This is a genomic window from Marinomonas fungiae, from assembly GCF_001418205.1.
Taxonomy (GTDB): Bacteria; Pseudomonadota; Gammaproteobacteria; order Pseudomonadales; family Marinomonadaceae; genus Marinomonas; species Marinomonas fungiae.
On record NZ_LIQF01000001.1, the window covers coordinates 137,047 to 149,941 of the forward strand.

Below are 12,895 nucleotides of genomic sequence, written 5' to 3' on the forward strand. Positions count from 1 at the left end.
CCAAACAAGCGTTTGGCAGTGGTTATTCTATTCTGTCACATTATTCTTTGAGAAAACCTTGACGCGGTTTCGCCCTAATGATTTGGCTTGATATAGGGCTTCATCCGCACGACCAAACAATCGATCAATGCTGATAGCAGATTCAGAATGCTCATGGCATTGGGCAATGCCTGCGGAGATCGTCACCGACACAGCTTGCTCGTCGGTTATTGGTACTTTCTGAGCTTCTACCGCTATTCGAATCTGCTCCGCAATTTCGAATGCCTTTTGTTGATCCACATCTATCAGCATGATTGCAAATTCTTCTCCACCGATTCGCCCGACCAGATTTACGTCTTCAACAGTATCCAACATAATCCCAGCGACTTGGATAAGCACTTTATCTCCCGCCCTGTGACCAAAGCGATCATTAATTTGTTTGAAATGATCAATATCCAGCATTATCATGCAATACGGGGTCTTGTCTACTATCAAGGTTTCTAGTGTCTGCTCAGCGGACTCAAAAAAATGTCCTCGGTTTGAAAGCCCCGTCAAATGATCAAAGTTGGCGCGTTTTTCCAGCGCTTGCTGCCCTCGGCGATTTTCAATGGCCACACTGGCTAAGTTACTCGCAAAGTCTATTAGCTCAAGGTGCTGTTCGGTTGGGACTGATGGATAAGGGTAATAAATGGCAAACGTCCCCAATACCTCGCCTGAACTGGCGATAATTGGATCGGACCAGCAAGACTTTACGCCAGCCAAATCCGCCAAATGAGTAAAGTTCTGCCACAACTCACTATCATAAATATTCTCGACGACTACACGCTCTTTACGATAAACCGCAGTACCACATGAGCCAATGGACGGTCCTACAGCAACACCATCAATCGCTTTCAAATAGCTATTAGGCAAATTAGGGGCAACATAACTGCGCAACCGTTGACTTCCATCTACCATTAACACACTGCAAATTGAGCCCGGTAACTCAGATTGCACTTGCTCCACCAAAGCCAACATGATGTCTTTAAGCTTACTTCCTTTCGCCACCATTTCTAGCAAGCGAGCACTGACCTGCAACCGTTCTTGGATATTAAAGTAGTCAGTCACGTCAATATAACTCACTAAACGTCGACACCCCATGTAGGTGACTGTCAATTCTACATGTCGTAAGGAGCCATCTTTACAAGCCACCACCAATGAGGTTTTTTTTGTAAGATCGCCACGTTTCTGAGCTTCTAGGCTGTTTTCATAATAAGGCAGTAGAACCGTTTGACGATAAACCTCATCGGGGAAGGCCTTTTCAAACCATTGAACCAGTGTAGGAATGTCAGAGTGACAGTAGCCAAACATTTGTTCAAAAGAAGGGTTTATGTATTCAATTTCCCCCGTCTCTATATTTGACCAACCAACAGCCATAGAGGAAACCTGCAAAATTTGCTTCAGGGGTAATAGGTCCTGTTCAAACGAGAACTCTACACCTTTGCTCGGCAGTTTAGCTGCGACCTCAAATTGTAATCGACTGGTCAAGCTATCCAATAATGCTTGAATTTTCGGCGGGACTTGATTCTGATTAACCGCTGTCTTTTGGCTCACAACACACACGAAAAAAGGCTCGCATCCGGCAATATTTACCGAGCGTTGAAAACTCTGTTTCACATCCAAATGTTGTCCACTTAAACAGGGGCGAGCCACGACAAAGCCATCACCATCCATAAGATAAGCAATGCATGAACTTATCTGATAAAAATTATCCAATATCTCAGACAAGTCCTTTAAACCCATTATCTCTAATAGTGATAGCGCTTTATCGGACATATATTTTGACAACCTAAAAATACATCTTATTGATGTTAGTTTACTGCAGCATGTACTGCATGGCTATTGTATTCTAATTAGCTAATTAAGCTGCGAATGATCACTTTGCTTCCTAGGCACTGGTCCCGATAATCTTAACAACCTAACTTTACAACCACGATATTAAGAGCACATCAGGCAAAAATCTGACTAAGGCGAGTCCAAAATGGCAACAAGCACACCGAATCAATTCCTTGGCATTATCAAGCAGCTCAACGCTGGAGCCGTAAATTCAGAAGTCGTTTTGGATATTGGCGCAAACCAATCTGTCGTTGCGATCGTCACACAAGAAAGCGTCACCAATCTTAGCTTAGCGATTGGCCATGAATGCATAGCTCTGATTAAAGCTTCATCCGTTATTTTAAGCAGCGACACAAACGTCGTTACTAGCGCGCGCAACAAACTGGTAGGGGTCATTTCTCAAATCGAAATCGGTGCCGTTAACTCCAACATCACACTGGACATTGGTGGAGGTCAACAAGTGAGTGCGATGGTTACCAATACCAGCGCAAATGAATTGGGCCTTGCTGTGGGCAACCACGCCTGCGCGCTTTTTAAAGCGCCAAGCGTTATTTTAATGGTTACCTAATCAAACACTCTTATCATTAGGCTAGTGAGGCTTCTCGGACACCGCATTTACCCGCATGTTTAATGGTATACATGGCCCTGTCGGCTGCTTGAATAATTTCATCCAGAGTTTGGCCATGTAGCTGGTGAAAGGCCACGCCAATGCTGGCACTCACATTGATAGTACAACAGGGTGACACTTTTATCGGTATTTGGATTTGCGCCAGCAAGGCTTGGGCAACGTCAATGGCAATATCTTTATCAGCTATTTTATCCAACCAAATTAAGAACTCATCCCCACCTAAACGAACGGCTTTTCCTTTCCCTTCTACCGTATCACTTAATCGGCGCGCCACTTGTGTCAGAACTTTGTTCCCGGTTTCGTGACCACAGTTATCGTTCACCTCTTTAAAACCATCTAGGTCAATATATAAGACCGCTAGAGGGTGGCCGGATTGCTTTACAGACTGCATCAATGCGCGCTCTTGATCCATTAAGTAACGCAGCGATGGAATACCGGTCACGGCATCGTAGTGAGCCAATTGTCGCAGTTCTTCTTGAGCTATTTCCGCCACATCCAGAGCTTCATGTAGTGGCGTAACATCGTACTCAGACATCAACAACAGGAAATCTCCTGAGAGCGGGTGTCGCGTCATACGCACATCTAGAGTGTGAATACGCTCGCCTTTTGCGGTGTGAACATGATACGTCCACTGACCACCCTGACCAGCAACGGCTTGCGCCAACATGGCTTTGCCTTCCTCAGGATTAACAAAGCGCTCTAGGAAAAAGTTGTCTTGGCTTAATCGATTTCGATTGATGTGTTTGTAAGTTTCCGTGGCAGCAGGATTTTCCACCACTGGATCACCTGTAAGAGTAAAACTGGTCACAGCCACATTGGTGTAGCGCATGGCTTCCACCAGCAATAAATTTTCTGGCGTATCTCCAAGATTCACTTCTTCATTAATAAAAGCAATGATGCCACGATGCTTTTCTGACCCTAACAACACCGCCCGATGGCGCATGTATAGGGTTTTCGGTTTGCCGTTGGGATAGGTGGTCCAAGGGTCAATTGTAAGGCCATTTTGCACCGCTAGCTCAAAAGTTTGGGCAGTGCGATCTTTAGCGCCTTGGGTATCGCCAGATAAATCTTTGTTTATGAGCTCATCCACATGATTTAAGCCCCAGAATTTTACGGCAGCAGAATTTCCCCACCACCAGCCGTGCTTGTCTAAATCGAAAAACCACACCACATCAGGGATCAGCTCATACAAAGCAACGTCTGAATGATCTCGAATGTGAACAAGATGATCATATGAATGGGGTTCTAAGGGACTAGTTGGGACTGTCATGGGCCTCCCTAGGGACACGCGATTTACATAGAAACCTTGTTATAGCCCGATTAGCCCATGATTCCAACCCTTCAAAGTTTAGAAACTACGGTCTCGCTAAGACCTCAAGCTCTTTGGTGAAGCTATAAAAGTCGCCCCCCATCTTACCTACGCTGTCTAACTTGCGCTGATTAATGGCACCCTCTTGATATAAATCATCTGCCACATAGACAGACAGTACATCCAGCATAACCAGAGTTCCGTTGCCAGCATCTTTACCAATACGAACAATCTCACGCAGGCGGCATTCATAACGCACCGGCGCCGCACTCACTGAACGAGGCTCAACCATTTGACTGGCTTCTGAATCAATCCCTGCAAAATCAAACTCACTCTGATCTGGTGGCAAATCGGCGCATGTCAGATTCATTTTTTCCAACGCTGTAGAATCCACCACATGCACCACACATTCTTTGGTCGCGATTAAATTTTTCAGCGTGTCTTTGTCTTCCCCAGTGCGAGGATTTACTTGGGTGTAGCTGAGTACTGGCGGATTCACACTGACTACGCTGAAAAATGAGTATGGAGCAATATTATCGACACCCTCTTCAGATCGAGTGCTAATCCAAGCAATAGGACGCGGCGTCACTCCACCCACCAATAAACGATAAACATCCGACGTCGCTAAAGATTCGGTAGCAATGTGCATATCACCCTCCAATTAGGTAATCATTAAATTAGATTTAACTTATATATTTATCACGGACGATGCAAGACTTCATGCGACGATTATGTCAGGAGGCATAAAAACAAAAATCGGAGCCTAAGCTCCGATTTTTGAGTAGCACTATCATTTAAGCCGCTAGGCGTTTTTTCTGGCGGCGTATGATCCAAAACACTAGTAAGAAAGCCGGAATAAAGAACCACTCTTTTGCTGGTCGCTCATTCTCCACATCAAAACCAGTGATCTCCCAATCAAAATCCAATTGCATTTGCTCAGCAATACTGCCCCAAGCAATATTATCAATGTAGATTCGACCGTCTTCATCGCGAACCTCCAGACCCGAACCGTCTAGCAGGCGATCCGTTGCTGAACCGGATGCACTTAACGGCAAATCAACCGTCTTCTGAATCCAGCGACCGTCTAGGTTTTCACCTTCTACGGCCAAGCGAACACTAGCAAGATCAGGATGCTGATCAATGTATTGAGTTAACTCAGAACCTTGGTAATGTTCATGTGGCGCAATAATCTGATCCAGCCAAAAACCTGGGCGGAATAATGTAAACGCAACCAATAGCAATACTAAGCTTTCCCAACGTTTGCTGCGAGCAAAGAAGTAACCTTGCGTACCTGCTGCGAAGATCAACATTGCAGCCAAAGCAACAAAGAACACCACGATACCCTGATACCAAGTCACATCAATCAACAACAAGTCTGTGTTGAAGATAAATAGGAATGGTAACAAAGCCGTACGCATCGAGTAGAAGAATGCCGTGAAGCCGGTTTTAATCGGATCACCGCCAGAGACAGCCGCCGCAGCAAAAGAAGCCAAGCCCACCGGAGGTGTTACATCCGCCATGATACCGAAGTAAAACACGAACATGTGAATCGCAATCATCGGTACGATCAAGCCAGACTGAGCCCCTAATTCCACCACAACACTCGCCATCAGCGACGAAACTACGATGTAGTTAGCGGTGGTTGGCAATCCCATACCTAAGACAAGGGAGATCAAGGCCACCATTAGTAGCATAATGATCAGCACGCCACCGGATATCAGCTCTACGAATTCAGCCATCACCTGACCAACCCCCGTAAGCGTCACGGTACCTACGATGATACCTGCTGTGGCTGTCGCTACGCCGATACCAATCATATTACGCGCACCGGTGTTCAAGCCTTCAATTAGGTCCCAAGCACCTTCTTTAAATTGAGCGCCAATGCCGTTGTGCTGACGGAACCATGCTTTGAGCGGCTTCTGCGTAATCAGAATAAACGCCATCAGCATACTTGCCCAAAAAGCGGATAAGCCCGGCGACTTGCGCTCCACCATTAGGAACCAAACCAACACAATCAATGGCACCAGATAGTAAAGGCCTGAACGGTAAATATCGGCAAACACAGGTAGCTTGACGATTTCACCGTTGGTATCACCCATGTCTAGATCTTTAGATTGTGCCGAGATGTACAGCAAGGCAAAGTAGCCAAGTACGACTAACAGTAACAAACCAATATTTGACCAGTCACCTAATGCCCACTTAATACCTAATACTAAGTAATACAAAGCACCCGCCAGAATCATCATGCTCGACATAATGATGCCTGAACGCAGTAAGGCAATTTTCCATGGACGGACTGGCGTCGAGCGAGGTAAGCCACGCATATCCGCTTTCAGGGCTTCAAGATGAACAATGTATAGTAAAGCAATGTAGGAAATGGTGGCCGGTAAGAACGCGTGTTTTACGACTTCAATGTATGGAATACCTACGTACTCCACCATCAAGAAAGCCACAGCTCCCATCACCGGTGGCATGATCACGCCGTTTACCGATGAAGATACTTCTACCGCACCCGCTTTTTCAGGGCTAAAGCCGACTTTCTTCATCAACGGAATGGTAAATGTACCTGTGGTCACCACGTTGGCAATCGACGAGCCAGAAATCAAGCCAGTCATTGCCGAAGACAACACCGCAGCTTTAGCTGGACCGCCGCGCATATGGCCTAATAAAGCAAATGCGACCTGAATAAAGTAATTACCAGCCCCCGCTTGGTTGAGTAGAGCACCGAATAATACGAATAAGAATACAAAACCAGAAGAGACACCAAGGGCAATACCGAATACCCCCTCTGTTGTCAGCCACATATGCGTCATGGCTTTTTCAAACGATGCTCCTTTCCAACGAAGAATTTCAGGCAACCAAGATGAATCTCCGAAAAACACATACAGCAGGAACACAATCGCAACCATCATTAGCGGTGGCCCAAGCGAGCGACGTGCGGCCTCAAGCGTTAATAGCAACCCTGTCCCAGCCACCACCAAATCTAAGGTCGTCGGCAAGCCTGGACGCATGGCTAACTCATCGTTAAATAAAAACAAATAAGAAGCGCAAAAAGCACCGATAGCAGCCAGGGCATAGTCAATAATGGGAATGTGTTTAGTTGGGCTGCTGCGGAATGCAGGAAAAGCCATAAATGCCAAAGTCACCGCAAACGCTAAATGTAACGCACGGGACTGAGTATCGTTTAAAAAGCCAAAACCAAATTGCGATGGTAGAGGTGAGCCAATCCAAAGTTGAAACAAAGACCAGCAAAGCGGCACCAGAAACAGTAGCCCTAACGCGAAACGACCATGCGGCGCACGTTTGCCCGTGTCCGCTTCAGCAACCATTTCATTAAGCTTATCGGTATCCAACGCTGTGGAGTTTTCTGTCGACATAGTAGTTACCTAAGTGTTGACGAAAAGAAGAAAAAGCGCCCTCCTGCTCGGAAGGCGCTTTAAAGAGCAAGTAATCGAAGCAGCTAGGGATTACTTCAACAAACCTTGCTCGCGGTAGTATTTCTCAGCACCAGGGTGCAGAGGCGCTACCAAAGAAGAGTGCACCATTTCTACTGGTTGCAATGGCGCAAACGCTGGGTGAAGACGTTTGAAGGCATCAAAGTTTTCAAAAACAGCCTTAGCCATTTGATAAACCACTTCATCGGATACATTTGCAGACGTTACGATGGTCGCTTTAGGACCGAAGGTAACTACATCATTTGGGTTACCGTTGTACATGCCGCCAGGAATGATAGCTTGTGAGAATTCAGCATGTTTTTGCTGAATGCTTAGGGACGCATCATCCGTTAGAGGAATCATACGCACATCACACGTGGTCGTTGCTTCTTGCGCTGAACCGTTTGGTAGGCCGGCTACGAAAATGGTTACATCAAACTTGTCATCACACAATGCTTGCGACATTTCAGATGATTTCAACTCTGCGGCAAAGGCGAAGTCTTCTGTCGTCCAGCCTTTTTCTGCCATCAGAAGTTCCATCATAGAACGGTTACCTGAGCCCGGATTACCGATGTTGACACGTTTGCCTTTAAGATCATCAAATGACTTGATTCCTGAGTCAGCGCGAGCCATTAGGTGAATTGGCTCAGGATGAAGCGAGAAGACTGAGCGAAGTTCTGGGAATGGATTGCCTTCGAATTGGCCTTTACCTGCAATCGCCGCCGCTTGCACATCAGATTGCGCTACACCAAACTCAAGCTCGCCAGCACGGATACTGTTAACGTTGTAACCTGAGCCACCAGTTGACTCTACCGAACAACGGATACCGTGCTCTTTACGATCTTTATTAATCATTCGACAAATTGAACCACCCGCAGGGTAATAAACCCCCGTTACACCACCTGTACCAATGGAGACAAATTGTGTCTCTGCGGCAATCGATAAGGTTGCTGCTGCGGTGAATGCTGTCGCTAAAGCTGTTTTAAGCATGATGCTCTTCATAGAGAATTCCTCGTTGTGTTATTTTTTTGTTATGAAATAGTAAAAACGAGGTAACTTATGGCAAGGACAGTGCCAACTCTCAAAAACAACCATAAGTCATTGTTTTGTAATGATTTAAAAACATTTCAATAGAATTAAATCGAAACCAAGAACTATAACTTTGGTTATAGAACGCTATAAACGCAGGCTGAATAGTGAGCCAAAGGCTAGCGTTTTGGGTGCTTAGTGCATGCCCTATAACTTTTCTTATGGTTATAACTTTTGTTATAAGCACTATTAAAAGCAAGGAGTTAACACACTTCTCATTGCCCGTAAGACTGGTTAAGATGCCCCTTCCAATTCGATTTGTAGACTTTTTGTACAGATGAAAACCCTGCTGATGAGTTTATTGAGCCTGCTGTGTTTTGCTCAGTTGTCCTACGCCGAAACAAGACTTGGGCCCAGCATAGCGGCGCAGAAACGCACTGTGCATATCGCTGCAGACTATAACTACCCGCCTTATGAGTTTATTGATGAAGATGACAATCCCACCGGTTATACCGTCGAACTAAGCTATGCTATTGCTGAAGTGATGGGCTTTGAGATTAACCTGACCATGACCGATTGGCAAAGTGCTTACAATGGTTTACTGAATGGCACATTTGATGCCTTGCAGAACATCGCTTACTCCGACGAGCGAGCACAAAATATCATCTTTTCCCCCCCGCACTCGATTGTTAATCAATCCTTGTTTGCTCGTAAAAATGGCCCCCACGTAGATGACATTCAACAAGTATCCGGCTATGAAGTAATCGTGCAACAAGGCAGCATCATGCACGAATATTTGCAACGTAGTGTACCAAAAGCCATCATTATTCCAGCGCCAACCCACTCTGCGGCTTTACGCTTGCTTGCTTCGGGCAAACATGACTTTGCCCTGACCGCGAATTCACCGAGCCTATACTTAAGCAAAGAAATGGGCCTAAGTAATCTTGAGCCCATTGCTCGACCAGTAGCAGGTCAACGCCTGAGCTATGGCGCGTTACCAAAGAATGAAGAACTGATTGCTCTATTCAGTGAAGGCTTAGCTATTTTAAAAAATACGGGGCGTCAACAAGCCATCTACGATAAATGGTTTGGCACGCTTGAGCAGTCCAAGTGGCCTTGGAAGAAGATCGGACAGTACGCCTTTTATGCCATTCTTGCTCTGCTGTTTATTCTAGGTGGTATCATGATTTGGAATAACATGCTGCGCAAAGAAGTGGAGCGCCGTTCGAAGCAACTTAAAGCCCAGCAAGAGCAATTAATACAAGCGGATAAAATGGCCTCTCTTGGTGTATTGGTTTCCGGTGTTGCCCATGAAATTAATAACCCCACAGGTCTGTTGATGCTGAATTTACCGATCCTGCGTAGCGCTTGGGAAGATACACTTCCCTATTTAGATGAAATTGATCAAGCGCAGCAAGGAATTTCACTGGGTGGCTTATCTTATCAACGCCTCAAAGCAGAAATTCCTTATCTACTAGATGAAATGCAACACAGCACAGACCGTATTCGTAATATTGTGAATGACCTCAAAGACTTTGCTCGCGAGCAGCCTGATGAAATTTGGCAAGATGTAGATCTTAATCAGGTTACGCAGACCGCGGTGCGTTTGGTGGATAAGTCGATCCGCGCCGCAACGGATCATTTTACCTTACACCTTGATCAGCGTACTCCGCACATTACGGGCAACCCTCAACGTATTGAGCAAGTGATCATCAATCTGATTCTGAACGCCTGTGATGCGCTAGCGGACAAATCTGCGAGTCTAACGCTCACCACCACCCTAAACGCCGATCAAGAAGAAGCACTCATTGTGGTCGAAGACCAAGGCTGTGGTATCGAAAAAGAAGCACTACCACGTTTAACTGAGCCGTTCTTTACCACCAAACGCGAGACAGGTGGAACAGGCCTTGGATTGTCCGTGTCTGCAGGTATTATTAAAGCCCACAAAGGGCGTTTATCGTTTGAGTCCACGCCCGGTCAGGGCACGACGGCAATCGTTACCTTCCCAATTCTTTCATCAAGTATGCCGTAAGAAAGGAGCTTCATTTGAACCAGTTGGCCTATCCACAATTTAAAATCCTGCTAGTGGACGACGAGCCTTCGTTTTTACGCAGCATGTCATTGACCTTGGAGCGCCATGGTTTAAACAATTTACTCACCTGTCCAGAGCCCCATCAAGTCAAAAGCCTGATGGCCGAGCACAACATTGGCTTGGTTTTACTGGACCTAACCATGCCTGTGATCTCTGGACAGGAACTGCTGACTTGGTTAACCGAAGAATACCCTGATGTCAGCGTGATCATCTTTAGTGGTTTAAATCAAGTCGATGCGGCGGTCAATTGCGTCAAGCAAGGCGCCTTTGATTACATTGTCAAAACGGCTGACCCAGAACAGATTCTCGAAGCCATTAAGCGCGCCATTCACACGCAAGAATTAAGCCTTGAGAACCAAGCATTGCGAGCACAATTGCTCTCCAGCGAGCTGAAAAAAGCCGACCACTTTGCCAACTTCATCACTGCCGATCCGAATATGATGTCGACATTTCGCTACTTGGAATCTATCGCCTCAAGTAGCCAGCCAGTATTGATTACAGGAGAAAGCGGTGTCGGCAAGGAGCTGATTGCCGGAGCTATTCATGAACTCAGTGGCCGCCGTGGGCCTTTGGTGAGTGTCAACGTAGCCGGATTGGATGACAATATCTTTTCCGACACTTTATTTGGTCATGCCCGAGGTGCCTTTACAGGGGCAGATAAAGTCCGCCAAGGCTTGGTTGAAAGTGCTGCTGGCGGCACACTGTTTCTAGATGAGATAGGTGATTTAAGCCCTATGTCTCAGGTCAAATTACTGCGCCTCTTGCAAGAAGGCGAATACTATCCAATTGGTAGCGACCGACCAAAGCGCATTCAGGCACGCGTAGTGGTGGCTACCCATCAAAATTTAGTTGAGCAACAGCAACAAGGGAAATTCCGCAAGGACTTATACTTCCGGCTACGTACCCACATGGTGTCGATCCCACCGTTACGGGAGCGTCTTAATGATCTACCTCTCTTAATTGATCATTTTATGCGCCAAGCCTGCGATGAATTGCGTAAGCCACAGCTTAACATCCCTAATAACTTGGCAATACAATTGCAGCAGTACTCATTCCCGGGCAACGTGCGCGAGCTTCGTGCCCTCGTTTACGATGCCGTCAGCCAAAGTGATCAAAGCCAATTAAATATCTCTGTGTTTCAACAGCTTACGGGCAGTAGCCCTATCGATGTATTTGAGCGCAGTGTACGCTTTCCTGAAGACCAGCCTTTACCGACTTTGACACAGCTGAGCAAGTTATTGGTGGAAGAGGCTATGAATCGTGCCAATCATAATCAGTCGTTGGCGGCGCGTATGCTAGGCATTTCCCAGCCTGCTTTAAGTAAGCGCTTAAAGAATATGAAGGAAGGCGAAGAATAACCTAAACCAGAGCGACTGGATGTCACTCTGGTTGGTAGAAGGTGACGCGGAAAAACTTACACGTCTAGGGAAGTCATATCAATCACGATACGATGTGCCATGTCACCTTTAGCCATACGCTCGAATGCTTCGTTGATTTGATCCATCTTGATCATTTCACATTCTGGGTAAAGCTTATGCTTAGCACAGAAATCTAGCACTTCTTGAGTTTCTTTAATACCGCCGATCAAAGACCCAGCGATACGACGTCGACCGCCGATTAAAGGCCAAGTATTTGGCTCTTCAAGTGGTCCAACTTGCCCAACAATAACCAAGGTTCCATCCACATCCAACAATGGCGCATACACGTTGATATCATGCTTTGATGGGACCGTGTCGATGATTAAATCCAATGAGTTCGCAGCCGCTTGCATCGCCGACGCATCAGAAGACGCTAGAATACCTTTAGCACCTAAGGCTTTCGCGTCCGCTTCTTTCTTGTTTGAGCGGCTGATCACCGTTACTTCAGCGCCCATTGCAACGGCTAATTTCACAGCCATGTGTCCCAAGCCACCTAGACCAATCACCCCCACACGAGAGCCTTCCTTTACGCCCCAAGTACGTAGTGGCGAGTAGGTTGTAATGCCCGCACATAGAATAGGCGCGGTTTTAGAAAGCTCCATACCTTCTGGAACGCTTAGGACGAACTCTTCGCGTACAACAATGTGCTTGGAGTACCCTCCTTGCGTAATCTCACCCGTGATGCGATCTGGCGCGCCGTAAGTTGGGGTTGATTCATTGCGACAGAATTGCTCTTCGTGATTGTGGCATTGATCACACCCCTGACAGCTGTCTACCATACAGCCCACAGCGACTTGATCACCCACTTTGTATTTTGATACAGCAGAGCCTATCGACGTCACCACACCTACAATCTCATGACCAGGCACCAATGGATAAGTTTGCGCCCCCCAGTCACCGTTTACGGTGTGCAAATCCGAATGACAAACACCTGAGTATAAAATTTCGATTGCCACATCGTTGTCACGTAGATCACGGCGTTCAAAGTGGTAAGGAACCATATTGGCGCTGGAATCATGTGCGGCATAGCCTACGGTTTTCATAAATTTTTTACTCCCAGTTATCTTCTAGTCATCGTGCTTCACGCTAGCAGAAAGCCCAACAAGGCTCTCTCAACGATTCACTATGGTC

At 46.4% G+C, this 12,895-nt stretch carries 9 protein-coding genes; 3 read left to right on the forward strand and 6 right to left on the reverse strand.

Features of this window, described 5'->3' with window-relative positions; translation table 11 throughout:
* Window positions 1–27: 27 nt before the first annotated feature.
* Window positions 28–1,794, reverse strand: coding sequence for a sensor domain-containing diguanylate cyclase (locus tag ASC49_RS00630; RefSeq protein ID WP_055461278.1), 1,767 nt, complete (start codon window positions 1,792–1,794; stop codon window positions 28–30).
* Between the two features lie 205 nt (window positions 1,795–1,999).
* Between ASC49_RS00630 and ASC49_RS00635 the strand changes: the two genes are divergently transcribed.
* Window positions 2,000–2,422, forward strand: a complete 423-nt coding sequence (locus tag ASC49_RS00635; RefSeq protein ID WP_055461279.1) for a TOBE domain-containing protein — start codon at window positions 2,000–2,002, stop codon at window positions 2,420–2,422.
* 16 nt (window positions 2,423–2,438) lie between these two features.
* On the opposite strand, the gene ASC49_RS00640 is transcribed toward ASC49_RS00635, so the two are convergent.
* The 4 genes from ASC49_RS00640 to ASC49_RS00655 all read right to left on the reverse strand — a co-directional run bounded on the left by ASC49_RS00640 (window position 2,439) and on the right by ASC49_RS00655 (window position 8,227).
* Entirely contained in the window at window positions 2,439–3,752 is a 1,314-nt protein-coding gene (locus tag ASC49_RS00640; RefSeq protein ID WP_055461280.1) for a GGDEF domain-containing protein, read from the reverse strand.
* An 85-nt stretch (window positions 3,753–3,837) separates the two neighbouring features.
* Window positions 3,838–4,440, reverse strand: coding sequence for a flavin reductase family protein (locus ASC49_RS00645; protein WP_055461281.1), 603 nt, complete (start codon window positions 4,438–4,440; stop codon window positions 3,838–3,840).
* Between the two features lie 145 nt (window positions 4,441–4,585).
* Window positions 4,586–7,168, reverse strand: a complete 2,583-nt coding sequence (locus tag ASC49_RS00650; RefSeq protein ID WP_055461282.1) for a TRAP transporter permease — start codon at window positions 7,166–7,168, stop codon at window positions 4,586–4,588.
* A 90-nt stretch (window positions 7,169–7,258) separates the two neighbouring features.
* On the reverse strand, window positions 7,259–8,227 hold the full coding sequence (locus ASC49_RS00655) for a TAXI family TRAP transporter solute-binding subunit (protein WP_055461283.1): 969 nt from the start codon (window positions 8,225–8,227) through the stop codon (window positions 7,259–7,261).
* 364 nt (window positions 8,228–8,591) lie between these two features.
* Here ASC49_RS00655 and ASC49_RS00660 point away from each other — a divergent pair, with 364 nt between their 5' ends.
* Both ASC49_RS00660 and ASC49_RS00665 read left to right on the forward strand, forming a co-directional pair.
* The gene (locus ASC49_RS00660) at window positions 8,592–10,286 is read left to right on the forward strand and encodes a transporter substrate-binding domain-containing protein (RefSeq protein ID WP_055461284.1); all 1,695 of its coding nucleotides are present in this window, start codon (window positions 8,592–8,594) and stop codon (window positions 10,284–10,286) included.
* Between the two features lie 14 nt (window positions 10,287–10,300).
* Window positions 10,301–11,704, forward strand: coding sequence for a sigma-54-dependent transcriptional regulator (locus ASC49_RS00665; RefSeq protein ID WP_055461285.1), 1,404 nt, complete (start codon window positions 10,301–10,303; stop codon window positions 11,702–11,704).
* 56 nt (window positions 11,705–11,760) lie between these two features.
* Here ASC49_RS00665 and ASC49_RS00670 read toward each other — a convergent pair whose 3' ends face one another.
* Window positions 11,761–12,807 carry an NAD(P)-dependent alcohol dehydrogenase gene (locus tag ASC49_RS00670; protein ID WP_055461286.1) on the reverse strand — a complete coding sequence of 349 codons (1,047 nt, stop codon included), beginning with the start codon at window positions 12,805–12,807 and terminating at the stop codon, window positions 11,761–11,763.
* Window positions 12,808–12,895: the final 88 nt, after the last annotated feature.

What these genes read in the sequence shown, in the direction of transcription:
- ASC49_RS00645 (WP_055461281.1), bottom strand. Translation starts at nt 4,440, where the DNA reads ATGCACATTGCTACCGAATCTTTAGCGACGTCGGATGTTTATCGTTTA.
- ASC49_RS00660 (WP_055461284.1), top strand. Translation starts at nt 8,592, where the DNA reads ATGAAAACCCTGCTGATGAGTTTATTGAGCCTGCTGTGTTTTGCTCAG.
- ASC49_RS00640 (WP_055461280.1), bottom strand. Translation starts at nt 3,752, where the DNA reads ATGACAGTCCCAACTAGTCCCTTAGAACCCCATTCATATGATCATCTT.
- ASC49_RS00655 (WP_055461283.1), bottom strand. Translation starts at nt 8,227, where the DNA reads ATGAAGAGCATCATGCTTAAAACAGCTTTAGCGACAGCATTCACCGCA.
- ASC49_RS00650 (WP_055461282.1), bottom strand. Translation starts at nt 7,168, where the DNA reads ATGTCGACAGAAAACTCCACAGCGTTGGATACCGATAAGCTTAATGAA.
- ASC49_RS00670 (WP_055461286.1), bottom strand. Translation starts at nt 12,807, where the DNA reads ATGAAAACCGTAGGCTATGCCGCACATGATTCCAGCGCCAATATGGTT.
- ASC49_RS00635 (WP_055461279.1), top strand. Translation starts at nt 2,000, where the DNA reads ATGGCAACAAGCACACCGAATCAATTCCTTGGCATTATCAAGCAGCTC.
- ASC49_RS00630 (WP_055461278.1), bottom strand. Translation starts at nt 1,794, where the DNA reads ATGTCCGATAAAGCGCTATCACTATTAGAGATAATGGGTTTAAAGGAC.